Source organism: Candidatus Eremiobacteraceae bacterium, assembly GCA_036511855.1.
In the GTDB taxonomy this organism is placed as follows: Bacteria; Vulcanimicrobiota; Vulcanimicrobiia; order Eremiobacterales; family Eremiobacteraceae; genus JABCYQ01.
Map to the genome: position 1 here is coordinate 37,090 of DATCBN010000103.1, position 24,548 is coordinate 61,637.

18 protein-coding genes are annotated in these 24,548 nt (G+C 60.7%); 10 read left to right on the forward strand and 8 right to left on the reverse strand.

Features of this window, described 5'->3' with window-relative positions:
• Positions 1 to 115 precede the first annotated feature (115 nt).
• Positions 116 to 889: a VOC family protein gene (locus tag VII69_13730; protein ID HEY5096171.1), complete on the forward strand. Its 774-nt coding sequence runs from the start codon at positions 116 to 118 to the stop codon at positions 887 to 889.
• Positions 890 to 984: 95 nt separating this feature from the next.
• Here VII69_13730 and VII69_13735 read toward each other — a convergent pair whose 3' ends face one another.
• Positions 985 to 1,557: a dihydrofolate reductase family protein gene (locus VII69_13735; protein ID HEY5096172.1), complete on the reverse strand. Its 573-nt coding sequence runs from the start codon at positions 1,555 to 1,557 to the stop codon at positions 985 to 987.
• Positions 1,558 to 1,622: 65 nt separating this feature from the next.
• Positions 1,623 to 2,198, reverse strand: coding sequence for a hypothetical protein (locus VII69_13740; GenBank protein HEY5096173.1), 576 nt, complete (start codon positions 2,196 to 2,198; stop codon positions 1,623 to 1,625).
• Between the two features lie 735 nt (positions 2,199 to 2,933).
• Here VII69_13740 and VII69_13745 point away from each other — a divergent pair.
• From VII69_13745 to VII69_13760, 4 genes are all read left to right on the forward strand, one after another.
• Positions 2,934 to 4,499: a helix-turn-helix transcriptional regulator gene (locus VII69_13745; GenBank protein HEY5096174.1), complete on the forward strand. Its 1,566-nt coding sequence runs from the start codon at positions 2,934 to 2,936 to the stop codon at positions 4,497 to 4,499.
• Positions 4,500 to 4,690: 191 nt separating this feature from the next.
• The gene (locus tag VII69_13750) at positions 4,691 to 5,797 is read left to right on the forward strand and encodes an SBBP repeat-containing protein (GenBank protein ID HEY5096175.1); all 1,107 of its coding nucleotides are present in this window, start codon (positions 4,691 to 4,693) and stop codon (positions 5,795 to 5,797) included.
• Positions 5,798 to 6,835, forward strand: coding sequence for a hypothetical protein (locus VII69_13755; protein HEY5096176.1), 1,038 nt, complete (start codon positions 5,798 to 5,800; stop codon positions 6,833 to 6,835).
• Between the two features lie 271 nt (positions 6,836 to 7,106).
• On the forward strand, positions 7,107 to 8,117 hold the full coding sequence (locus VII69_13760) for a hypothetical protein (GenBank protein ID HEY5096177.1): 1,011 nt from the start codon (positions 7,107 to 7,109) through the stop codon (positions 8,115 to 8,117).
• Between the two features lie 78 nt (positions 8,118 to 8,195).
• On the opposite strand, the gene VII69_13765 is transcribed toward VII69_13760, so the two are convergent.
• From VII69_13765 to VII69_13780, 4 genes are all read right to left on the reverse strand, one after another.
• Entirely contained in the window at positions 8,196 to 9,899 is a 1,704-nt protein-coding gene (locus tag VII69_13765) for a DUF6531 domain-containing protein (GenBank protein HEY5096178.1), read from the reverse strand.
• Complete coding sequence (locus VII69_13770) at positions 9,889 to 14,223, reverse strand: WD40 repeat domain-containing protein (GenBank protein ID HEY5096179.1); 4,335 nt, start codon at positions 14,221 to 14,223, stop codon at positions 9,889 to 9,891. Before VII69_13770 ends, VII69_13765 begins: the two co-directional genes overlap by 11 nt.
• Positions 14,224 to 14,226: 3 nt before the next feature.
• On the reverse strand, positions 14,227 to 15,747 hold the full coding sequence (locus VII69_13775) for a toll/interleukin-1 receptor domain-containing protein (GenBank protein HEY5096180.1): 1,521 nt from the start codon (positions 15,745 to 15,747) through the stop codon (positions 14,227 to 14,229).
• 96 nt (positions 15,748 to 15,843) lie between these two features.
• On the reverse strand, positions 15,844 to 17,499 hold the full coding sequence (locus tag VII69_13780; GenBank protein HEY5096181.1) for a DUF4231 domain-containing protein: 1,656 nt from the start codon (positions 17,497 to 17,499) through the stop codon (positions 15,844 to 15,846).
• A gap of 106 nt (positions 17,500 to 17,605) precedes the next feature.
• Between VII69_13780 and VII69_13785 the strand changes: the two genes are divergently transcribed.
• Entirely contained in the window at positions 17,606 to 18,808 is a 1,203-nt protein-coding gene (locus VII69_13785; protein HEY5096182.1) for a patatin-like phospholipase family protein, read from the forward strand.
• A gap of 32 nt (positions 18,809 to 18,840) precedes the next feature.
• Positions 18,841 to 20,124, forward strand: a complete 1,284-nt coding sequence (locus VII69_13790; protein ID HEY5096183.1) for a hypothetical protein — start codon at positions 18,841 to 18,843, stop codon at positions 20,122 to 20,124.
• A 229-nt stretch (positions 20,125 to 20,353) separates the two neighbouring features.
• Here VII69_13790 and VII69_13795 read toward each other — a convergent pair whose 3' ends face one another.
• Entirely contained in the window at positions 20,354 to 20,974 is a 621-nt protein-coding gene (locus tag VII69_13795) for a hypothetical protein (GenBank protein ID HEY5096184.1), read from the reverse strand.
• Between the two features lie 274 nt (positions 20,975 to 21,248).
• Between VII69_13795 and VII69_13800 the strand changes: the two genes are divergently transcribed.
• The 3 genes from VII69_13800 (at position 21,249) to VII69_13810 (ending at position 22,837) form a co-directional block, all read left to right on the forward strand.
• Positions 21,249 to 21,626, forward strand: coding sequence for a cupin domain-containing protein (locus tag VII69_13800; GenBank protein HEY5096185.1), 378 nt, complete (start codon positions 21,249 to 21,251; stop codon positions 21,624 to 21,626).
• A gap of 176 nt (positions 21,627 to 21,802) precedes the next feature.
• A complete protein-coding gene (locus VII69_13805; protein ID HEY5096186.1) occupies positions 21,803 to 22,327 on the forward strand; it encodes a hypothetical protein in 525 nt (174 codons plus the stop codon).
• A gap of 228 nt (positions 22,328 to 22,555) precedes the next feature.
• Positions 22,556 to 22,837 carry an alpha/beta hydrolase gene (locus VII69_13810; protein ID HEY5096187.1) on the forward strand — a complete coding sequence of 94 codons (282 nt, stop codon included), beginning with the start codon at positions 22,556 to 22,558 and terminating at the stop codon, positions 22,835 to 22,837.
• A gap of 30 nt (positions 22,838 to 22,867) precedes the next feature.
• Here the strand turns inward: VII69_13810 and VII69_13815 are convergent, their stop codons facing one another.
• Entirely contained in the window at positions 22,868 to 24,538 is a 1,671-nt protein-coding gene (locus tag VII69_13815) for an FAD-dependent oxidoreductase (GenBank protein ID HEY5096188.1), read from the reverse strand.
• Positions 24,539 to 24,548: the final 10 nt, after the last annotated feature.

Genomic DNA, 24,548 nt, shown 5'->3' on the forward strand with positions numbered 1-24,548 from the left:
CGTGCCGGATCGCCGAGCTGCTTTAATCGCGCAACGTACGCGAGCTGGCGGGAATGGAAGCGAACTTGAGTCAATGCTCCGGTCGACATAGCGAATCCGTCAGGGAGATTCTCGAGTGAAGGTCATCAAGAAATATAAGCCGGGTGAGATATGCTGGACCGATCTAGGTACGCCGGACTTCGCCGGGGCGAAAAAATTTTATCGGGCCATCTTTGCCTGGACAGCGAAAGACCTTCCGATGGGCCCCGACTTCGAATATTCGATGATGCGCGTCAAAGGCAAAAACGTGTGCTTGCTCTACGCTATGTCCGAAGATCAGCGCAAGGCCAAGGTCCCCCCAGCGTGGCTTCCATACGTTTCGGTTGCGAGCGTCGCCGCGACCGTGAAAAAGGCGCGCGCCGCCGGCGGCAAGATCATCATGAAACCAATGAAAGTCAAGGAAGGAAGCATGGCGATCATCCAAGATCCAACGGGTGCCGCTATTGGGCTTTGGCAAGCTGGATCGCATTTGGGCGCGACGATAGGCGATACGCCTGGCGCCGTTTGTTGGCAGGACTTGAATACGCCGAAACCCGGCGTTGCCGCCAAATTCTATGAAAAGGTCTTCGGCTGGAAGTGGGCGACGAAAGATTATGGTGGGAACGAGTACACTACGTTCATGCTCGGCAAGCAGGCTGAATGCGGCATGTGGCCCGCTCCGAATAAGAAATTGCCACCGAGTTGGGTCACGCATTGGCAGGTGGCCGATTGCGCGAAAACCGTCGCGAAAGTCAAGCGGCTTGGCGGGCGAGTAGTGATGGGTACTACCGCGGTGCCGGGTATTTGCCGCTTCGCTGTACTGAAAGACCCGAAGGGCGCGGTATTTGGAATCTTAGAACCCGAACCATAACATGGCGGGCTCATGCGATGTCCGAATCCACTTATTTTTTTGGCGGAATGTAAAATTTTCCGACGCCTCGGCGGCGGCAGCCGACGCCGGCAGCATCACGCGCTGGTCGACCGGGGCGCATAGCGCAACTGCACCACGCCGCTTGCGAACGTGTGGACGCCCAGGTGCTTCAAGTCGAGCTGCCGTGGAAGGTCGAGCAAGAACGGCTTGCCGGCCCCGACCGCCACTGGGTGGATGTACGCGTGAATCTCGTCGACGAGCCCGGCCGCGATAAGCGTTGAGGCAAGCCCCGGACCCCCGACGATCATATCGCTACCCTTTCCAGACTTCAACAGTCTCACGCTCTCCACGCCATTGTCGCGCACAAGACGGGCGCCATGATCGACCGACTGCAAGGAGCGGGAGAAGACGATGTGCTCGCCGGTGTTCCAGTAGCGCGCGAATTCTTTCATCTCGGGAGTGCACGCCGGATCGGCTTCGGCGGTCGGCCAATAGCCGGACATCGTCTCCCACAGGCGGCGCCCGTACAAGTGCGTGGTCATGACCGCATACAGGTCTGTGAAATGCTTGAACAGCTCGCCGTCGGGCGTCGTCCACTCGAAGCTGCCGTCTGGGCTTTCGACATAGCAATCGAGCGAAGTGTTCATCGGATAGATCAGTTTGCGCATCTGGCTCTCCCGGTGCCGGTCGGATGGTCCGATTGCGTCGTCGGCTTTATCGGCGACGCCGCGGCTTACTCCAGAGCCGCGGGCGCCGTGACTATCGCCGCCGCCATTGCGATTTTGTGATCCTGGTTCCAGGGCGGCCCGATGGCCCTCCGCACCTGGAGGAAGTGAGCGTCGAGGTTTTCTACATGCAGCGCCTGGTGCGCCGCACCCAATACGCTCTTCGCGTCGAACCAGTGGACGGGCCAACCACGTGCCTCGGCCGCGGAGGCCAAGGCCTTGCGGTACATCACCCAGTCGGCATTGTTCTGCGCATAATAATCCGTGATTCGCTCGGCGATCGTGGGTGGAAGCGGTGGGCACTTGCGAAGGGCGACACCAAGCACACGCGGCACCGCAATAGTGACAGCGTCGAAGGCGAGCGCCGCTTGCCTTTCCGCCGACAGACGCACGCGCTCTACCAACTCCACCGCCTCGTCGAGCGGGAGCTTTCGGCCCTCGCTGTGGTGCGGAAGCGCCGGCAGGCCGTCGTCCACAAGTTCCACCCGGCGGCGGTCGAGGAGCGTACCATCGCGTGCCACCGTCACCATCACGGCCCAACCGCCATGATCTGATACTCCGATGATGCCGCCGTTCTTCGACATGATGTCCCAAGGGTCGATTCCATGTGGTTCATTCTCCTTCTTCCTCCCACGCTTTAACGCTTCGGAGCGTTAGGCGGCCAACCGGGGGGCGTACGAATTTTTTCCGAACTGTTGCCCTAGATTTTTAATGCGGCTGAAGGATCGCATCCGTCGGCTAGAATTTTGAGAGTGTATTGGCGGCTTCCATATTGACAGCACAACTGGCGTCGAAAATCAGCGACGCGAGATCATCGAATCTGGAGTGACCTCGGTCGCGAAGGAGTTATTGCCGCTTCATAGCGAGACTGATGTCAAGGAATTCATCCAAAGACATCTTTACGGGGGTATAGTCTTTCCGGGCGGCCGAAATCTCTAACATATATCCCAGTGACATTGTGAAATCGCTATTCGTAGTTAGTTGAACTCGGAGCGAATCACAAATAGGTCAGAGTCACGTCGAGCACTACACGCTCACTTAAGGGCTGACGTGCACGTCGACTGAATCCATATGAGTTAGTATTAGCGTGGCTTTCCCGTGACAGAGGTAGCGCCGTGTCTCTGTCCAAACAAGCAGGCGTGTCGAAGTTGGGTGCCGAGTACAAGTTGGAGCAGCGCCGACACGCTGCGGCAGATGGCCTGTGCCATACGTGCTGCGCCGTCAAGGTTGCCCCGGGCCGATCCACATGTCCGAAATGTTCGGCAGACGCTTCCGCGCGCACCGTACGACGACGACGTGCAATTCGAACAAATATCGAGATGCAACGTGGCGCCTTGGCGCAGGAAACGCTTGGTGATGCTTATTCTTCAGACGGCGACTACCGCGCAGCTCTGAAGAGCTATCAACGGGCCTTCGATCTCTCCGCAGGCGACCTCTCGGCTCACGCGCGGCTCGCGGTCAAGGTCGGCGACACCGCGTTCCATCGCGGAATCGCGACCGACGCCGACGCTCTGTTCAATTCTCTTCTCGAAAAGACTGTGCCGGTGCCGGGCACGGGGGCAAGCGTCGCCCACCTGCACATGCAGCAGATTCGGACCCTCTGGTCAAGCGCGCGAACTGCCGACATCGTGCCAATTTCCAAACGTCTGCTCGATTTCGCAACCGCGTCCAACAACGTCGAGCTGATCCTAGCGACCCGGCTGTCGTTGGCGATGATTCTTCACTTGTTGTCTCGGTACGATGAAGCGGAGCGCTACCTGCACGCCATCGACGTACACGCCTTGCCCCCAGATCCCAAAGTGATCTCCAAGTACCACCGGGTGTGCGCATTGGTGTACGCAGCCTCGGGCAACGCCGAGATGGCGTCCGACAGTTTCGCAAAAGCGCTCCGTTACGCCGAGCAAGATCAAGATCCGTACGCGTATCCAAGCACGCTCCACTCGCACGCTGTGTCCGCAAGTATGCTCGGCCACACCGAACTCGCCGCCAGCTTGTCTCTGCAGGCGGTGAGCGCCGCGCGCGATCGGAATCTCGGGTGGCTCGTTGCCTGTTTTTCGCTCGAATACGCACGAGTGCTCAGCCGCCAGGGTAACCGGCATCTGGCCCATGCCTACGTTAACCAAGCGGCAACGTTTGACAACCCTCCGCCGGTCTTACTCGAATCTTTGGCTGAAATCGGAATACCGATCGCCATTGAGTGCAACGACCCTTATCTTCTCAGCCAGTGCGCGAACGAGGACGCCCTGACGTTCGCGTTTAGGTCGAGCGAACCGCAGCGCCTCGGTCCCGTAGCCTCCTCATTCGCCCGCTACTTCCATCGAACGAGGCAGCCGCAAAAGGCGCAAGACGTACTTGCAAAAGCTCTCGAGTATGTGAAGAACGCTGATGAAGCTTGCGACCTGCCGCTTGCGGTCGCGCAATTCGGCGACAGTCGCTACTTTGAGCCGGCACGCGAGGTCCTGCGGACCCGAACGCTACTGCCGAACTCCGACGTGGCCAGCGCGCACTTGCACTATTTTGACGCCTTTGTCTATGACCGCGAAGGCGACGCTGAAGGGTGCATTCGCGAGGCAACGATGGCTGGCACGTTGTTTCGAAAGCTCCGATGGACGAGTTACGAGCTGGCCGCGACCCTGCTCGGCGCCTCCGCCCATCGCACCCGTAGCGCGGCCGATGGATTGGCGGGTCCGGCAGCGTCGATCCCCTCGGAGCTGACCCTTCGAGAGCAAAGCGTCGCCCAGCTGGCGATCGTCGGACTGTCGAATCGCGAGATCGGCGAAAGACTTTCGATCTCGGTGCGGACGGTCGAGTGTCATATGACTTCGATCTTACGCCGCATGGGAATACGGTCTCGTCACCAACTCCTTGAATCGGTACACAGGTAGAGGCGCCAGGGGTTTCCACGATTGTGATATGTCCCTGGGATTGTTAAAATTCTGGGGCTAGATTCTCTTGGAGGCGACCCACAAAACCTTTGTTCCTACTGCTGATGTCTCGTTTTCGACTATTCACCAGTTGGAAGATCGATATTTTCCTGGGAGCAGACCAAAGGGAGCAGAAATGGTAGTCTGACTTTATGGCTATGTTTCGCATGATCCGCGCCGCGCTCGGCGCATCGGCCACGCTAGCGCTGCTAGCGGGCTGCTCCGGCGGCAATTCGTCGGCAGTGTTCTCTCCGGGTGGACCAAGCGTCGGCGGCCAATCCGCGCAGCGGCAAATCGCGTCCGCCGGTCGCACCGACAACAGTCTGCTCCCCCCGACCATCGCGCGAATCTCGAACGAACCGGTCGCGACGGCCAGCTTCATCGATCCACGTGCCCTAGGCACGTCGCTGATCTTCGTATCCGACGCGGCCAATGGGGTTATCGACATCTATCCTCTGGCCGGTAAGAACCAGCAGATGGCCGGCCAAATCACGGGGCTGACGCAGCCTCAGGGCATCACGACCGACAAGAACGGCAACCTTTACGTCGCGAACACCAACAGCTCGAACGTGCTCGTGTACGCCCCACCCTACACTGGGGCGCCAAAGAGGACGATTAGCGACCCCAACGAGTTTCCGGCTGACGTCGCGGTCTCCAGTACCGGAGTCGTCGCGATCACGAACATCTGCAATGCTCCGCATTGCCGCCTCAACACCGGCAACGTGAAGATCTACGCGAAAGGTAGCACGAAGAGCTGCGCCACCGTTTCAGATTCGTCGTTCAACTTCACGCGCGTCATGTTCGCCGAATTCGACAAGAACGGTGCTCTTTATATCGATGGCATGAACGGCGGCTACCAGTCATCGTTCGGGCTCGTCACCGGCGGTTGTCAAGCTACGAGCATCACGAACATCGTTCCCATCTATACAGTGGCTTTCCCGGGCGGCATTCAAATCGACAAGGCAGGCAACATCGCCTTCTGCGACCAGGGCCGACAACAGGTCGCTACTTTTAGCCCACCGGTGGGCGGTCAATTTGGAAACCCTGTGTCGACAACGCCGCTGACGGGATCGACCGCAGCGATTGGCATCGCCATCCTTGCCTCCGGTTTGAATCTTTATGCTGCGGATGCCGGCGGATCCGGACTTGCGGAGAAGTACAACTACCCAGCCGGTGGTGCGATCAAAAACACCATCGCTGTCGGCGGCCAGCCGATAGGCATCGCGGTGACCCCAGCGCTCTCGAAGGAGAATAACTAAATGCGCCATTCACTGTTAGCCCCCAACGCCTTGGGCGTTGCGGCGCTCGTAACGTTTCTCGCGGGCTGCTCGGGCATCTCGCAAACCCCGGCATTGAACGGCTCCTCGAGTTCGCTCGGATACGCGGCTGGACCTCAGGTCATGAGTATGCGAGCAGTTGCGCCAAACACAAGCCACGGCTTCATGCAGTCGATCGACGCGCAAACACACCTGGTGTACATGTCGAGTTGGGGCACGGCTTCGGTCGTCGATGTCTTGACAATGGACGGCAAGCAGGTCGGCCAGATCACGAACGGCTTAGTAGAACCTGCGGGCATGTTTGTCGATCAGAATGGCAGCCTCTGGGTCGCAAATGTGTCTGGGGGCGTCGTGGTGTATCCACGCGGCGGTTTGTCTCCGAGCAACACGCTCACGGATCCGGTCGGTTATCCGGTCGACGTAACGGTGTGCCCAAACGGCACGGCCTATGTGGCAGACTTATACGATCTCAATAACACCAACCACTCGAGCGTCCAAGTCTACCCACCCGGCAGCACAAAGCCAACGCGCAGCCTCAACTACGCGAGCGACTTTCGAAACCCGTTCTTGACGTGCGATGCCGCGGGCAACGTCTTTGTGGCGACCCTGGTCGGTCAGTCGGTCGGTGATGGCCGCGTCATCGAATTCCCTCTCGGCAAGCAGGCCGGCGCGAAAGACCTCGGTATCGTGGTGCAGTCTTCCGCCGGCATCAAGCCGGATAACGCCGGCAACTTGCTGGTCACCGACATCATCGCCGATACGATCACAGAGTACACCGAAGACGGCTCGCCGACCGGTAAGTCGTTCGCGACCGGTTCAGCGGTGCAAGGCATCGCCGTGACCAGGGGCGGCGGCGGCGTCCTCGGTGCGACGGCCACCATTGATCAGGGGCCCATTGGAGTATCCTGGTCCTTCCCCTCGGGCGAGCAGCTGCGAGTGTACAGCTGCTGCTCGCGCATCGGTCCGCCCCTCCAGAACAACTACGACGTCGCGTTCTACCCCGGCCAACTGGGCATCTGAGATCAGCGGGGCTGGTTTCGAAGAGTCCTCGCCGGCGAGCGTTTATCGAGACGCTCGCCGGCGCCGAAGGCACCCGAGCGTTCACACGGGCCGGAAGTACTACTCACGGCTCCATATCAGGCAGTACTTTAGGCTCAAAGAGTTTTTCAGTATTGGTATGAATCCTGTGGTACATTTCGGGCCTTTCTAATTCTCGAGAAGAACGCTCGGAACGTTGCATCTAGATCACGACTCGTTACTCATAAACATAAAAGTCGAGGAGAGTATCCACATGCGCATACCGATTACCATCAAAGCCCTCAGTGCGGTGGCGGCGTTAGCGTTGCTCGCCGGCTGCTCCGGAAATGGTTCAGCATTGCCAGGAAACGGCGCGACCACTCAATCGCACGCGCGCGTCGCAAACGTCCATCCGCAAACAGGCGTTGCGCCTCAGTTCCTGCAGAGCATCCAGTTCGGCCGCAAGGCCAGCGTACTACCGGACACGCCCGGACCGAAGGATCTCGCCGTGTCCGACTTTGGCACCGGTGGAGTGGAAGTTCTGGACCACAACTACGCTCAAGAGGGAACGATCACCGACCCAACAGGCTGCCCGGATGGCAATTTCTACGACAAATCGGGTCACGAATACGACGCTGACTACTGCGCCGGCGAAATCACCGAGTACAAGGGCAACGGCTCATTGCTCTTCACCTACACCGCCAGCGGAATGAGTGATCCGGCCGGCGTCACTACCGATAGCGCCAAGAACGTCTACGCGGCCGACTACGGCAGCGGCAGCCCAAGCATCGTCGTCGAGTTCCCGCAGGGCAACACCACGCCGATCGCATCGTGTTCGACGGGTCTCTCGAACGAAGGTATCGCGGTCAGTTCCAGCGGCGCCGTGTTCGTGTCCGGCAACAGCCCGAATACCGGCTTGGGCGTTATTCTCGAATACCCGAGCGGTCTGGCCGGTTGCCCGACTCCGACGACGCTTGGCGTTTCGCTCACCTTCGCCGGTGGGCTGCAAATCGACAACTCCAACAACCTCGTGGCCTGCGACCAGCTCGCCTCCGGCGTCGACATCATCCCGCCACCCTATTCGTCCATCTCGTCGACCATCACGGGCTTCGCTGATCCTTTCCATGTTGCGATCAACCATCACAACGGGAAAATCTTCGTCGCCGATCCGGGTCTCGCCGACGTGCAAGTCGACTTGTACCCCAGCGGAACGCCGTTTGCGACTCTCGGTAGCGCCAACGGACTCGTCGATCCGGCGAGTGCCGCGACGAACCCCTACCCGTAATCACAACAACCGACCCTACTCCGCGGAGGGACGCGTCGCGCGGCGGCGCGTCCCTCTCATTGTTCATACAGGCGCGCGCTACGGGCTCGGGGCGGGTAGGGTGATAACGTCGATGCCGGCGGCCCGTACGAGGTCGTCCACGGTTTGGAGCGTCGTCCTCACCTTGTCGACGACCGCGTCGCCGCCGCTGCTCTGCGCGCTCGCCACGGTTCCGTCAGCGAGATAAGAGACGAGCACCGATCCGACGCCTCCGAGCGCGACGCTTACCGGATGTGAGACTCGACTGTTCGCGTAGCCGAAATGCAGCTGCATCGTGCTCCCGGTGACCGCCTCGATGCGACTAAACGAATCGTACCCGAACGTTATGTCGCGCCCGTCGCTGTCGAAGGCGCGAGCGAGATTTCCCTTCGGATCATATTGGAAGTGTTCCGTGAAGACGGAATCCTTCGTCGTGGTCGTGGCCGTCGAGACCCTTCCGGTGGCCGGGTCGTATTCCCAGCTATACACCGTCCCCGTCGGCAACTGTTTGCGATTCATCCGGCTCAAGGAGTCGTATGCATACGTCGTGATCCCTTTTGGCGTCGTGACGGTGAGGGGTTCGAAATTGCGGTCGTATGTCGTATCAGTGGCAACGACGCCGTCGTCGGTTTCAATTTCCCGATTCTCGTAGAAGTCGGGAGCGTCGTAGAAATACTGATACGTCTTGCGATGAGTCTCCCCATTCGGCTTGCGGCTCTCGGTCGCGAACGTGTTCACCGTCGACGTCTGATTCTTGCTGGTCGAGTAGCTGTACGTGTTGACGGTGCCATCGGTGTCCGTGACGCGATTCGCCAAACCCGACTGATCGTACCGGATCTGCAGCGATGTTCGGTCCGGATAATGAATGGCGGTGAGCCGGTGGTCCGAATCGTAGTCGAACCGGGTGGCCATGCCGTTCGCGTTCACCAACTGCAGGTCTGCGTTCTTGTATTGATAGAGGACAACATGCCCTTGCGAGTCGGCGATCCGTTTGATGAAGCCGTCCGCGGTGAACGCGAATTCGAACCGGTTGCCTTCGTTATCCGACGATTCCCGGAGGTGCCCGTCCGGCCCGTACGTCAATTCGATGTAATCGTGATTCGCATCCCAGAACCGAGTGAGCCGCCCCGACAGATCAAATGCCTCGAAAATGGTCTGACCGTTGTAGGCCGTGGACCGCTGGTAGCCTTCTGTCTCGCGAGTCAAGAATTCCGTCGCGAACTCCGCGCTAAAAAACGTTTCGCCGACAGGAGGTTCTTGCGACTTCAGCAGTCCAAGGTCGACGAAGTTCTCCCATGCCTCTTCCTCGTTGTCAGCGCTGCTTTCGAGCCATTGCCGATAGGCTTGCTGGTCCGCTTCGCTGCCGAAGCGTCCGGTCTGCTCCGCCGCCTGCTCGATCTCATCGATAAGCTCGGCATGCGGCCGCAGCGTCGACGTCGTCGGTTCGAACTTATTATTGGCGCCACCGCCGTACTCGTGGATGACGATCGAACCATCGTCTTGGACCTTGAGATAGTCCTCCGCTCTCGAGCCCCAACACGTTCCGAAGATGCCTTTCCTCGAGGTGTCGAACGAATTGTAGACGCGCGAAACCTCCATGAGCAATCCGCCCGGCTCGCGGAGATCGGTGAATTCGAGATTGAAATCGCCGTAGCGCGTGACCTGAAATGGCGCGCCTGCGAACGCCGGTGCGGACGTGAAAAGGCAGACGAGGACAGCCAGGCCGCAACGAACGACTGCACGCACCAGTCGTCTATTTTCCATTGCCCGGCACCTTTCGCAGGATGTCGATGGCTTGCGCTACCAAGGGATCGGAGACGCTGGAGGGATCGCTTTCGCGGAGTGCGAGTGCGGCGGCGTTGCGCGGACTCGGAATGCCGCCGCGAATCGGCCAGAGAAAGATGCCTCCGTTCTGTGCGCCGATCACAACGGCGGACCCGTCCGGCGTGAACGCGGCGAATGTCGCTCGCGACGCCGGCACCGATACGGACGCGACGAGGTCGCCGGATGCTCGATCCCAGAGCTTCAGGGTACCGTCCGACGACGTCGCAAGAAGAAACGTAGAATCAACCGGCGAGAACAACGCGGATTCGATCTCTGCATCTCCGCCTTCCAGTTGCACGTGCGAGCGTCCGGGTTGCGAGAGGTCCCAAATCGCGCCCGGCGTTCCGCCATTTCCCGCGGAGGCGAGCCATTTGCCGTCGCTGGACAGCGCAAGCGCCAAGACTCGATCGTCGTTGCTCGGCCAGCGCTGCACTTCTGCGCCCTTTGGATTGACGAGGTGAATCGTACCTGTTACGCCTCCGAGCGCAAAGCCGCTCGGGTCAGGAATGCCTTCGGATACGTCGCGCCACGAACCGTAAGTGTGTTGGGCATCGCTGGAATCGATCGAACCGTATCCCGAAGCGCTGATCGCGAGCACGACCTTGCCATCGTCCGTCAATGCGAGCGATCGAATGCCGGTTTGCCAGCCGGGCTCATTGGCTAGCCTTTTCGAGCCGTCGCTCGACCACACCGACCACCCATTCGTCTTGTAAACCGGATTCGCAAGGCTCGTATCGGTCTGCGCGACGATGACGTCATGGCTCCCGCCGACAAATGCAGCTTGCGTGAAGCGTTTTTGTGGCGCACTGACGTGGATCTTGAGCAGCGGGCTCGCGCCTGTCGCGTGCGAATTCCAGACCTTCGCCGTGTCGCCGCCCGCCGTCACGATGCGTTGTCCGTCGGCGCTGAAATGGGCGGCGACGACCCAACCCTGCCCCGGCGACTGCGACAACACGCGCTGTATGCGCGGCTCGGCCGCCATCGTCCACACGGCGGCCGTACCGTCTTGGCTTGCGGTCAACATCCGCCCGCCGCTGCGGTCGAACTCGATCGATTCGACGGCGCCATGATGCGAGAAGTCGGCGCGCGCGAGCGGAGACGACGCATGCCACAAATAAACTTTTCCGTCGTCGCCGCCGGTCGCAAGCAGATTCCCATCCGGAGAGAAACCTGCGACGGGCGCGGCGCCCGTATGCGCGCGCAGGACGGCGACGGGATCGCCTTCGAGCGTCCAGAGGTTGACGGATCCGTCGGCATACGTCGTCTCGATGCCGTTGCCCGACGGATTGAACGACGCGGTCAGCGCCGCCGGCGCACCGGCCTTTGCGGCCAACGTCTTTTGGACCGCGCCGCTCGCCGCGTCGAGAATCACCGCACTGCCGTCTTCGCTCGCGCTCAGAACGCGTCCGCCACTCGAATCGAAGCCGATCGCATCGATGGCGCCATGCTGATCATGACTTTCGATTTTCGACTTTGCACCGATGTCGAACACGATGATCGTTCCGTCGATCGCGCCTGCCGCAACGCGTTTCCCATCCGGAGAGATCGCGAGGCGCACGAGCGGGCTCTTCGACGTCACTGAGCTCGAGCCGATCTGATCGCCGGTCTTCGAATCCCAAACTCCGAGCGAGCCGTCGGCGGCGCACGCGGCGACGATGCGATCGTCCGGGCCGAACAACGCATCGTTGGCGGACACGCCCGGCGTCGATCCGTTCCACGCCAACATCATCGCGCCGCCCTGGACGTTCCAGATCTTCACTTTGCCGTCGCTGCCCGACGTCAGAATGCGCTTCCCGTCGTGACTGAAGACGACGGAGTTCACTCGTCCGGCATGCCCTTCGAGTTGGTCCCGCTGATCGCGCATCGCGATCGGTGGCGGATCGGAGCTCGGCGTGATTCCCGCGAGGTCGTGCAGCTTTGCCGATCCGTCGCGGCCGACGGTCGCGAGGTACCGCCCGCTCGGGTCGAACGCGAGCGCGGTGATCAGGTCGCCTTGATCGCGGAATTCGTGGATCAGCTGGCCGGACGTTCGCCACAGTTTGGCAGACCCGTCGCTGCTGGCCGTCGCGAACTGCCCCTTGGCTTGATTGGGATTGAACGCCAGCGCGGTGATGAGGTCGTCGTGCGCTTGGATCGATCGTGCACGAAGCGCAAGTTTCTCGAACGCTTGGCGGAGCAACAGCTGCAGGACGGAGTTGTGCGAGTCGCTGCTGTATGCCGCCGCGAGCAGGAGCGCCGCTTCGTCGTCGTTGCCGTCGAGTAATTTCTGGCGACCCACTTGGAGAAACACCTGCGAGCGTTCGTTGAGCGCCTGGCCGCGCTGCTGATTGGCCGAGGCGGTCTGCGCGATCGCCACGCCGCGCTGCTGCTTGGCGATCGTGGCTTGGGTGTCGGCGCGTCGTGCCTCTGAGCTCGCCCGCTGCGCAGCCGCACGTTCTCTTCGTGCGGCGATCGCCTCGTTCTGGTTGGCGGTATTTGCCTGCCCTTCCATCGTCTGAGCTGTCTTCGTCGCCGAGTCGGCCGCGGTCTTGGCCTTGACCGCTTCATCGAGCGCGGCAACCGCCCGGGTCTGCGCGAACCAAGCGACGCCGGCCATAGAGAGCGCGAGCAATGCGATCACGCACATCGCGATCGCGGCGAGCCGCGTTCGATGGGTGAGCCGTTGCGCGGCATCGGCGCGCATCCGGTCGACTTCCGCTTGATGCTCGAGCCGCTCGCGCTTCGCGCTTTCGTCGGCTTCGATCTTGCGACGCTCTTGCTCGCGTTCGCGGCGCTCTGCTTCCTCTTCGCGCGCGCGTTCGAGCGCAAGAGCCGCGAGGCTGTTCTGGAACAGGCTCTCGACGCTCGCGGCGCGTCCCCCGTAGCGCTCCGCCCACGCCTCGGTGCGCGGACGCGATTTCCACCAACGCCAACGCGCTTCGACCTGATCGAGCGGGAGCGTGACCGAATTCGATCCCGATTCGGCTTCAAGCAGCGCGAGCAGTGCTCGATAAAAACGACCGTCGGCGTCTTCGGCTGCGAGCCATCCGGTTTGGATCCGGCCGTCAAACGTGTGCGTCTGTTCGGCGCTGATGCGGGTCCAGCGGCGCAAGAGCGCTTCATGGACCACGTCGATGCGCGATTCGTCGCGAAGCACCGGTAGGGCGGATGCCGGTGGAACGATGAACGAACAGTCGTCGGCGCGGAATCGATTGAGAACGCGCAACAGCTCGTCCTTCGGAACGCCGGTCTCCGCAAGCAAGCGAGATAGGAGCAGCGCTCGACGCGTGGCACGGCCTTCCTTGTCGACTTCGCTGAGCGCCCGAAAGACCTGCTCGACGGCAAGTTCGAGACCTGGCAGCGATGCCATGACTTCGTCGGCGTGTTTCGAGAGTGCACCAGAAATGGTGCCGATCGACTGGTACTGCGTGAGACCGAGGTGCGGCATCGTGCCAGGTGCGCCTTCGGATTCGGTGCGGTCCCACAGCCGCGCGAGGCAGTGCTGCAAAACGGGCAGCTGATCGATCTCACTGCCTGCGTCGTTCAGCAGGAGCTCGACGAGCGTCGCATCGATGGAAGCGCCGGCCTTTTCGATGGGTTTGCGTATGACGTCTTCACGTTGATCGCGGGTAAGCGAGGGCACAAGGAACTGGGCCGCACTCACGGCCTCCGGCAATCCGTGGAATTGCGCGCAATCGCCGATGAAGTCGGAGCGCATGGTGATCAGAACGTTCACCGAACTGGACCGGCTGCGGGTCGCTTCAAGCAGCAGCTGCACGAAGTTGGTGGCCTCGTCACGCCAGAGCGCATCGCCGGCGCGCCCGCGGCCTGTGGTCGCGGCATATCGGAACAATTCCTCGAACTGATCCACGACGAGCAGCACCGACTTCCCCTCGAGGACCGGAATCTCGTCGAGGGTCTTCGTCAGACCGAAGCTCGAGCGTTTCAGCGCGAAGGCAGTACGGTCGCGCCTGATCTCGAAGTCTTCGTCGCCTTCCTGCGCGAGTTGCGCGACCGCGCGGGCAAGGGCGTCGAGCGGCGCATCGCCGGGATGCAACGTCGCGAAGCGCCATGTTCGCCCGCCCGAGCCCTGGCTTTCTTCCTGGATGACCGGCAAGAGGCCGGCGCGCACGAGCGAGGATTTACCGCTTCCCGAACTTCCCACGACGGCGATGAAGCGGCTGTGCTCGAGGAGCCGGAACAAGGAATAGATCTGATCTTCGCGGCCGAAGAATATGTCGCGATCTTCGAAATCGAACGGCCGGAGGCCGGGGAACGGTCGCATCGGTTACGCCGCGCCCTTGGGTGGCTGCGTCGCGAAGATCAGCGGATCGAGCGCTTCCGGAAGCAGTTTCTCAGAGGCGGTGAGATCGAGGACCACGTCGATTTCATTGCGCGGCGGCAGCTGGACGAGAAGCTCCTTTCGCTCACCCGGCGGCGGTCCAGCGACGAGCCCCCGGCATGCGAATCGTTTGTCTCGCCCGAGATCGCGCCAGTTCTTCAACTCGCGCGACTGGCTCTTCACCCAAACTTCGGCGGCCTTCGCCCAACATAAGACGACGGCATCGCAGTCGGCCAACTCGCGACGGTGCAGTGCGGCCAACTCCGCAGGATCGCCCTCGAATGCTGGAAAGACCGGCTGAATGCCTCGCAGCTCGAGCGCTTTTGCGATCTCGATGGCGTATTGCGTGTCTTCGGGCCGGTGATAGAGGTAGACGCGCGCGTTCGGCTCGATGACTTCGATGGCCGGCACCGGAGGCGTGTTCTTGTCGAGATGCTGGATCACGAACTGCGCGAATGCGCTGATCTCGCTGCCTTCGACGGTATCACCGTCGAGTTTCTGATCGAATTTCGCGAGGACCGCGAACGGGTCGCGAGCCTCTGCGTCGTGCTCTTGTGACCGTTCGTCGACGAGGATTCGCGGCGCCCAGATGACGCGGTGCGCTTTCTTCTCGGCAGCGAGCTTCAACTGCAGCGGCACGACGGGTTCGCACTCTTCAGGAGCCCAACCGGCCTTGGCGCCCAGCAGATGTATCGACAGCTCCGCGCCGTCGAGCGCATCGCGGATGTAGTCGTTGGCGCTTGCGTCGGCCGGCAACTCAACGTCCGGGTTCGGTGCGACGACGAATCCGCGTTGCCGCAATTCGTCCACCAGGCGGGCGTACGGCGCCCGCATATCGGCTGCGGGTCTTGCGAGAAAGACCTTTCGGCCGCTCGACGATACGGGCGTCCACGACGGCGCGATGAGCGCGGAAGCCGGTTGCGGCACGTGCTCGTGCTCGCAGGCGCGACGCCAGATGTCTTCTGCGAGCTCCTGCGTCCGCTCGTGGAATTCTTCGCGCGCCTTTCCGCGGACGAAAAATTCCTGGAAGCGGGTCGGGTTGTCTTCGTCCGGCGCATAGAAAAGATAGCCCTCTTGCCCTTGCAAGAGCGGTGGACGGGCTGCCGGTTCGATATGGTTCTTGCCGGCGACGATGATGCGCCGTTTGACCGCATCGTCGCCTTCGCTCTTCCAGCGCTGCTGGAAGAGGTCGAGTTCGCGCCGGCAAAATTCGCGGTGAACCCAGTTATTGGAAAGCACCACGAGCAGCAGGGCCGATTCTTTGATCCCCGTGTCGATGATCGGATCGAATTGTTCGCTGCGCGCGATGGCACGCTTGTCTCGCCAGATGACGGGCGTGGGCTCGCCGAAGCACGTGAAATGAAACTCCAAGTGCTTTAGAAGCGTGGTGACAAAGCCTTTTCCGTCACCGTCTAATGGCGGTAAGTCGTCGTTGCGCGCGTACGAAACGAAGATCTGGAATGGCATAGTGTACCTAAGAATTTCCCGGCTGTCAGCCGAGGGATTCTCTTGCTCTTGTCAGAGTCCTGGACCAGAACATGCTCGCCGGCCGCCCGTCATGCGCTAGGTATGGACGAAGGAAAGCGGGCGATCTCGGTGCAGGATGAGCCAATCGGCGTGCTCCGAGAGGGCTTCGTGTCCGAGTTGCTCCAGCACTTTGAGCGGGTCGCCGGTGTGATCGCGCAAGCGCCGCCTCGCGGCATCGAAGACCGTGAACATATGCTGGTAGCGCCGCGCGTTTTCTGTGAAGCCGCGTTGCTGCTCGTAGAAACGGATCAAGAGCGCGAGCATGCCGCCGAGCGCGAACGGCATCGTGGCCAAATAGGTGAGCATGTGGTTCACCTGGGGCTCATGTGCGGCCAGCGCCGCGAGCCAGCCGTGCGAGATCGACCATATCAAGCTCGCGGCGACTGCGGAGATCGCGCCGCCTGCAGCGACCACGAGAACTGTGGCTCGGTGCGCGCGGGCGAGATGCGCTTCTTCTCGCTTGCCGGCTTTCTCGTAATACTGAAGTTGGTTGTCGATCCACCGCACGCATTCATCATGCGCCGGTGATTCGTCGGCTCGCGCTGTGCCAACGTCGGTGATCAAGTACGCCGTACGAAGCGCCAGCCGGATCCACGCAAGTTCGCCTTGTTGCATCTGCAAGTACGACGCTTCCACCAGACGATTCCGCAGGCCGGCGCAATTCCATGTGTACTGCACGCGCAGAGCTTCGGCGATCGCGCGGTAGTCTTGGTAGCGATTTTCGTAGTCGCTCCGCTTTGCGATCGCGAAGACGACGAGCGCGACGGCGAGAAATCCGACTCTCGCAACGATGCCGGCCCAACTCGGGATATGAAACGAGCCGTCCGTAGGCAGCACCAACTGCGCGGCGCCGGCGAGTGCGGTCGCGATGTACAGGAGTCTGAGCGACCGCAGCGTTTGCCATTGCTGCTCGTTCGCGGCCGCATCGGTACGGTCGCCGAACGCGACGAGCCGGTCCGTTGCCATCGACGCCGGCTCGCGCGCGAGATCTTGATTGAAGCGTTCGAGGTGGGCGAGCGCGTTCTCGAAGTCTTGCTCGCCGCTCGACCTCCCGGGCGGATTGGCTTTCGCACCGGCGCTTGGGCGCTCCGGGTAGATGTCGAGCAGCGAATAGCACTGCGCAGGCTGCGGCTGACCGGTGCGAGGCGTGACGATGTGGAAGACCGGCCCGACGTCCGGCATGTACGCGACGAGCGCGTCGCCGACCACACTCGGTATGCCGCCTTTGCGAAGCTCGACCACCTGCGCCGTTCCGCCGGGACCGCGCGCGGGTAAACCGTCCCAAAACGCAACGAGCACGTGACTGTAGTATGCGATGAAGTCTGCGACGTCGACGTAGTTCTGCGCACGCGACGCGGATTTCCCGACGACGACGATGTCTCGGCATCGTGGGAGCACGCGTCGAAACCGCTCAAGTTCAGCCGGCGTGAAGTCTTTCTCGTACTCGGGCTGCGGCATCGGCAGACAGCCGAGGACGGGATGTCCGCGCTCGATCGCTTCTTCCGCCGCGATGAGATCGGCGCCGGCTGCAAGCCCAGAGAGCACGAGCAACTCCATCGATGGATGGCGCTGCTTCAATCGGGTCAGAACTTCGCCGAATCGTTTGCGCAGCGGTGCTTCCGCGTCCGCCGGAAGATCGCGATGACCGGTGACGCCGACGACGAGCGGCAGCACATCGAACGACGCACTCATAGTTTGATAAATTGTTAGAAGAGGCCCGCACGCCCTTCCCGAACACGGCTCGAGCATGAAATCGTTTGTGTTCGTGATTATGTTCTTTGGCGGGGAGCGCTCCTAAATGCCGGACGCGAACACTCTTCTCGAACGCCGCATCGCGGCACCCGGACCGAAGAAGCTCCTCTCAATCGACGGGGGCGGAATCCGCGGGCTGATCGCGCTCGAGTTCCTCGCCCGGATCGAGACATTGTTGCGCGAAAAGCTGGGCCGCAGCGATCTGGTGCTGGCGGATTACTTCGACTACGTCGGCGGAACCAGCACGGGCGCGATCATCGCCACATTCATCTCGCTGGGATTCCCGACGCAGACGATCCTCGAGTTCTACCGCACCGGCGCGCACACCATGTTCGAGCCGTCCAACGTGTTTTTGCGGCTTGAACGCAAGTTCGGATCCAACACATTCTTGGCCAAACTCTTGAACACCGTCGGCGTGCTGTCATCCTCATCGATGTTCACGCAAGAGGCGCTCGCAGCGAAGATCAAATCGGTGATCGGACCCGATGGCGACCGCGATGCCACGCTCGGGACGGACAAACTCCGCACGCTTCTGCTCATCGTCATGCGCAATGCGTCGACCGATTCACCGTGGCCCGTATCCAATAATCCTCGAGCCAAGTATAACCGGCTCGACCTACCGGACTGCAACTTGAGCCTGCCGCTGTGGCAACTCGTCCGCGCGAGCACTGCCGCGCCCGTATTCTTTCCCCCGGAAGTGATGCACGTCGGCGATCAGCAGTTCGTCTTCGTCGACGGCGGCGTGACCGTGTACCATAACCCGGCGTTTCTGCTCTTCCTCATGGCGACGCTTCCACCGTATGCAGTGGAGTGGCCGGCGGGCGAAGAGAACTTGCTGTTGGTCTCGGTCGGTACCGGCACGAGCGAGAACGTGAACCTTCGGCTTCGCGCGCGGGAGATGAACTTGATGTACAACTTGCAGTCGCTGCCCTCCGCGCTCATCCAAGCCGCGACCACGGAGCAGGATCTCCTGTGCCGCGTCTTCGGAAAAGCGCGCACGGGTGAAGCGATAGATTCGGAGATCGGCGATCTCGTGGGCAATCGGGCGCCACTGGCCGAGAAACTCTTCACGTATTCGCGCTATAACGTCGACCTGTCTCGGCAAGGACTCGACAAACTTGGGTTGAACCGAATCGACGAAAAAGCGGTTCAGCCGTTTGACATCGCGCATCTCGACGAATTGCAGACCGTCGGTAAGACGGCGGCGAATCGGTGCATTTCTCTTGCCGACTTCGATGGCTTTTCCTGATCGGCGAGGCGAACCGTAGGAGGGCGAGCCCTATGACCCGCAAGGCCTTTTCCATTTTCCTAGCGTGCAGCCTCATCGCAACGGTCGTGACCGGCGCGTCTGGTGCGTCGAGCCCTTCGCAGCCGCTATCCACCTCCGTCTGCGGCACCGGCGACCTCACCGATATCGTGGCCGTGTACGACTTCGATTCACCGACCTACAAGAGCGCTCCCCAAACAGTACCCCCGGGCGTGAAGAGCTATTTGGCGCAACTCCTCACCGGCCGGCTCCAGACGTGCGCGGCGCTCGCAGGTCCGGTAGCGTCCCAAGCGTGTTCGCCCGGCTCCCGCGATTCCGATCCGCACACCCTTTGGATGCAATTGAAGTTCTGCGAAAGTGTTCTGGGGCTGCAACCGCACGCGCGCCAGCAAGCCCCGCTCGTCGTTGCCCAAGAGCCGACATTCTACGTGGTTCTCGGCGTCGGAGCCGGAAGCGGCGGCGCCCCGGGTGGCCAATCCAGCGGAGGCGGAGGCAAAAGCGGCGGTGGCGGGGGCGCCACCGGGAGCACGGCGACCGGATCGTCCGTCGACAATCCGGCATATTTTCTGCTCTTCTTGGTCGCCCAAAAACTCGAGCGCGACGTCTGCCTCCGCAGCGGCATCACGATAAAGGATTGCGACGCGCGACATCCCGTTGCGGTCTTGCCGGAATCCACGTGGAATCTCGAAGACCTTCGAACGCAATGCGCGGACGACCCGTACGTTGCGAACGACCCCAACGATCCTTACGGTTCGCTGGACGGCCGGAAGCCGGCCGGTCACGGGACCCTCGGGGCGGTCGTCCTCAATGGCTCGACGGTCACCGCCGACGGCACATTCGCCGTGGTCACAGTGTACGGCAGCAGCGAAGCGAACTATTCCACGCAAGTCGTCGAGTGCACGCCACGCAGCGCACCGTTTCTGTCAACGGTGTGGTCGGACAACATCTCAAACGGCAATAAGACCACCGCACTTTCGTTCTTCCCGATCGCGCTCGCCGGAACGCTTATCGCTGCCCGTTCCGCCGCAAGAGTCGCGACGCTCCCTGCGCCGAATTCGTCAGCGTCGCCGGGCGTGGTGAACAACTTCCTCTCGTATCAGACCTCGGTCGCCTTGGGCACCTTCGCGGCCAACACGAGCTCGCTGACACTCGGCAATCCGTCCTCTGGACTTACGTTTCGCCACACGTTCGAAGCGTGGGCGGTTTCGTTCGCCGACAACCTCAACGTTTTCTGCGGCCTGCAGCCGTCTCAGGGCGTATGCAAAGCGCTGAAACTTCCGGGCGCGACGTCGCCGTGACCGAGCAAAGCCGTTCGAGCCCCGCGGCTAGAATCACAGCCCTCTGTTAGTCGCTCGATAGTTTTGCCGGCCGCCGAACTCAGAGATATCGTGTATTTTGGCGCCGCGCAAGCCTCTCCGACGAATCGCGCTGCTCCGAGATTGCGATGATCGGGCTGCCCACGCAGTGCGGATCCGCAGATAAAGAATAGTTTTTCGTGCATGTGCGCTTCGCAAATGCGTCGCTGGACTACATGCCTCCGATAATCCCCATCTTTATGTAGACAGCGCGGCCGTCACGAAAGACTACAACTGCGAAATAATTGCTGAACTCCGTGCAGCGCTTCGGCAATGGGCATTTCTTGAGCACAGACAGTGCCGAGTAGTGAGCGTCCAACGATCGTACTGCAGAGACGGAAATGTCGAGGTCGGTCGCCGCTTGCCGTGGTGTCACTCCAAGTCTCAATCCACGCGCTGACACAACACCGGAAAGGTTCCGTGCTGGAATCTTCGATGGAGGCGAAGCCGAGTACGAGATCTGGTCATCCCATCCGCCGTCGTCGTTATAGCCAGTGCCTGCAGCGATGTGGTGAATCGGATCGTACACCCAACTCGACCCTACGCCGGCAGTCGGAAGCGCGAGCCCAGGATACCCGAGACCATTTTGACCCCGCTTCTTCCATGCTTCGTATGGATTTCGTCCAAAATGATCCTCGACCGGTGTCTGTACGGTGAAGAGCAATCCCCCCTGCCATGCTTGTGGTGCGGTGTGCTCGGCCCAGGACGAGAGCGTTTCAAGATTATCCGCGTTAGCGACGCAGGCGGAAGCAACACCAAGAGCAAGAATGGTCAAGATAACGCGAGCACGCACGTGAGTTGAATTCAGAGTCGCACGAAGCATATATAGACCTCCTTCAAAACACATCTTTCGGGTACGGGGTCGGCTGGTCTTGCAAGAACTCGAGCGTGAGTACTACTAGGCACTCATACATCTCCCAGACGGTTTCGTTTCCGTTCAAGTCGTCTTTCAAGACGACATGTGACGAATCTGCGTCACCGGAAAGAATCGAATCATCCCTTCGTTAAGCCCCAGGCTTGACATTTTTTCCATCGAGCAGCTCACCTACGGACGAAGGAGCACGATCGTGCAAGAAGCGCTACCCGCAAACTTTCGAAACAACGAAGACGTCAAGTACGGCTTGTTGCGCGTTGTCGACATTCCAGCCGAAGTGTCCGCTAACGCGCCCTGGTTCAATCAAACCCTCACGACCGTCGACGATGCCGTCGTTCGTCTGGGACTTTTCCAGGGGGAGTTCCCATGGCACAAGCATGTCGATCAAGACGAGTTCTTTCTCGTCCTAGACGGCGAAATATCGCTCGACGTTGAGGGTCTCGACAGTGTCGTACTCACACGACACCAAGGCTTCACCGTACCAAAAGGGACGATGCACCGCCCGCGTTCGCCGCAGCGTTCCGTCGTCCTAATGGTTGAGTCCTTGGGGATCGTTCCCACTGGCGATTAGAAATCAGCTCTAAGGAGTTCGCCAACGTATGGATCCTACCGAGGTTGATGACACCCTCCGGCACCGGACGTTGACCATACGACGACCGCGCACGCTGAAATCTTCATGAAACTTTTTTTACCATCAATATCGCGCGGGCAGAGGAGGACGCATACGGTCTACGACTCGAAACGACCGTGACATCTCGCATTGTCGGCTTTGATCCGGAGGTCATTGTGTTTCGAGGAGTAGTGACGGCATCGCTCGTCTCGCTCGCGCTCGTCGGTTGCAGTGCGCAAAGTCTGTCGCCGCTGCAGCGCGCCGACCCATCGGTCCCGACCTCGCATGCCATCCACGCCGATAGCGGATTCAACGTGCAGCCGCAGCTAGCGGTTCTGAAGTGGAATCCCACGTCTATCAAGCTGACCGACGCCGGGCCTTATGTTGCAACAACATTGAAGTCGACAAAGGGCGATACAGTCGTCGTGGATTACGATGACGAATGCAACTACCGCATCGATTTGGACTTTCATCCAGGTCCGAGCATACACCACGTCGAGACCGACGGATATAATTTCTACGCGTATTCCGGCAAGTCGGGTTCGCCGGCGTTCCACTGCCTTGTGAATGCGTTGCTCAAAGACGCCGGCGGCAAGGTGATAGCTCACGCCACCTTAGCCGTGACGATCACATATCCCAGAAAGCATCAGCACGGCGGCTAAGTGCGCCGGTCATGCAAAAACGAGTGGGCCGCGTAAGCGGCCCACTCGTTTCTTCTTGACTATCTACGTCTTGATGACCAAACGTCGAACCACTTTCAAAAGCTCAGACAACCGCATAGTAAAAAGCGCGATTTCGGCAAGCTCATTTGGAAGACCGTCTCTCCGAAATGGGACTTCGACGATGCCACGTTCGAGCGCACTGCAGCGTCCTTCAACAACCCGGATCACGTGGACATCGTCATCCATAATTATCGCTGGCGGTTGAGTCTCGCTGAAGGCGAGGCACACTACGACGACTTAGAAAAACGACTTGCCGAAACTCCGGTCATCACCGTGCCGACGATCACCATCGCCAGCGATTTCGACGGTGCCAGCGCGGCCGGCACAACGTATGCCAAGCTTTTCACGGGCAAATATTCGCACCGGATCTTCAAAGGGGTAGGCCACAATGTGCCTCAAGAAGCTCCGCAAGCGTTTGCCAAGGCCGTCGTAGACGTCGACAGTTTTTGATCGACGTCGGCCGCAGCAGGCGACTCGAGCCTACTCGGCCAGCGCCCGGTGCACGAACGAAATGACGATCGATCCCTCGCCCACCGCCGACGCGACGCGCTTGATGCTGCCGCCTCTAGCATCGCCGACCGCGAACACCCCAGGGAGACTCGCCTCAAGCAGATGCGGAGATCGTGCGAGCGGCCATCGGGCTGCCGCAAGATCCTCCTGTGACAGCTCCGGACCGGTCTTGATGAACCCGTCCGCATCGAGCGCCACGCAACCGCCGAGCCAGGCGGTGTTCGGCACCGCTCCCGTCATGAGGAATACGTGTCTGATGGCGTGACTGGTGATCTCACCTGTCAGGTTGTCGCGCCAGCGGACGCGCTCCAGGTGCGAGTCGCCTTCAAGCGCAACAATTTCGGTGTTCGTCCTCAGATCGATCGTTGGTATCTCTTCGATACGTCGGACCAGATAGCGTGACATGCTTTCCGCAAGACCGCTCGATCGAACGAGCATGTGAACGCGTCTGGTCGTTTGCGACAAAAATACGGCTGCCTGACCAGCTGAGTTGCCGCCACCGACAACGATTATCTCATCCCCGCCGCACAACTGCGACTCCATGAATGTAGCGCTGTAGTAAATGCCCGCGCCCTCGAACTTTGCGAGATTCTCGAGAGGCGGCCGGCGGTATTGCGCGCCGGTGGCGATGATCACTGTGCGTGCTGGAACTGGTGATCCTTCATCGATCCTTATTTCGTACGGCTTCCGTCCACATGCCAGTTCAACCGCTCCCCTTGCGATGAGGATTTCGGCGCCGAATTTCTGCGCCTGCGAATACGCGCGGCTCGCCAACTCTTGGCCCGAGATGCCCGTTGGAAATCCGAGGTAGTTCTCGATTCTGGAGCTTGAACCGGCCTGCCCTCCAGGAGAATTGGACTCGATCACCAGCGCATCGAGTCCTTCGGAGGCGGCATACACCGCGGCCGCAAGACCTGCAGGTCCGGCTCCGACGATCACCGCGTCCCGCACGTGCGCCTGATCGATGCCTTCGTTGAAACCGAGGCAGTCGGCGATTTGTTGATTGGTGGGATTGCGCAGCACCGTTGTACTGCGGCAGATGAGCACGGGTATATCGGCGGCTGCGACGTGAAATCGATCGAGCAGATCCTGTACCGCGGTGTCACGCTCGAGATCGACGTAGGCGAATGGATGTCCGTTGCGCGTGAGAAATTCTTTTATCCGCAGCGTTCCCGCAGAATATACCGAGCCCACCAATGCAACATCGCTAATGCCTTGCGCCGCCAACTCCACGCGGCGATAGATGAAGGCGCGCATCAGGATCTCGCTGATGTCGGCATCGGTTTGCACGACACCCAGCAGCTGATCGCGCGTCAGCTGAATCGCCTCGCCGGACTCGGACACCCGCGCACGCGTCAGCGAGCGGCGACCCGCGATCGTATTGGCCTCGCCCGTGAACTGCCCCGGTCCGTGGACGACGACCAGCGTGTCACCGCGGTCCGACGGCCGGATTATCTCAACCTTGCCCGCCCTCACGACGAAGAACGGAATTCCGGAATCGCCGGCCTCGACGAGAACGTCTCCGCGCTCGATCGGGCGCACCACGCCATGCGTGGCTATATGCGCTATCTGCGCCGGCGTGAGGGTCGGGAACGTGAGCGCCTCTCTCGATGCGGTCACGCTCGGAGGAATCACTTTCATTTCGTAATCA

Excerpts from the sequence above, each read along its gene's own strand:
- VII69_13735 (HEY5096172.1), bottom strand. The coding sequence starts at position 1,557 with ATGCGCAAACTGATCTATCCGATGAACACTTCGCTCGATTGCTATGTC.
- VII69_13740 (HEY5096173.1), bottom strand. The coding sequence starts at position 2,198 with ATGTCGAAGAACGGCGGCATCATCGGAGTATCAGATCATGGCGGTTGG.
- VII69_13745 (HEY5096174.1), top strand. The coding sequence starts at position 2,934 with ATGCAACGTGGCGCCTTGGCGCAGGAAACGCTTGGTGATGCTTATTCT.
- VII69_13750 (HEY5096175.1), top strand. The coding sequence starts at position 4,691 with ATGGCTATGTTTCGCATGATCCGCGCCGCGCTCGGCGCATCGGCCACG.
- VII69_13755 (HEY5096176.1), top strand. The coding sequence starts at position 5,798 with ATGCGCCATTCACTGTTAGCCCCCAACGCCTTGGGCGTTGCGGCGCTC.
- VII69_13760 (HEY5096177.1), top strand. The coding sequence starts at position 7,107 with ATGCGCATACCGATTACCATCAAAGCCCTCAGTGCGGTGGCGGCGTTA.
- VII69_13765 (HEY5096178.1), bottom strand. The coding sequence starts at position 9,899 with ATGGAAAATAGACGACTGGTGCGTGCAGTCGTTCGTTGCGGCCTGGCT.
- VII69_13770 (HEY5096179.1), bottom strand. The coding sequence starts at position 14,223 with ATGCGACCGTTCCCCGGCCTCCGGCCGTTCGATTTCGAAGATCGCGAC.
- VII69_13775 (HEY5096180.1), bottom strand. The coding sequence starts at position 15,747 with ATGCCATTCCAGATCTTCGTTTCGTACGCGCGCAACGACGACTTACCG.
- VII69_13780 (HEY5096181.1), bottom strand. The coding sequence starts at position 17,499 with ATGAGTGCGTCGTTCGATGTGCTGCCGCTCGTCGTCGGCGTCACCGGT.
- VII69_13785 (HEY5096182.1), top strand. The coding sequence starts at position 17,606 with ATGCCGGACGCGAACACTCTTCTCGAACGCCGCATCGCGGCACCCGGA.
- VII69_13790 (HEY5096183.1), top strand. The coding sequence starts at position 18,841 with ATGACCCGCAAGGCCTTTTCCATTTTCCTAGCGTGCAGCCTCATCGCA.
- VII69_13815 (HEY5096188.1), bottom strand. The coding sequence starts at position 24,538 with ATGAAAGTGATTCCTCCGAGCGTGACCGCATCGAGAGAGGCGCTCACG.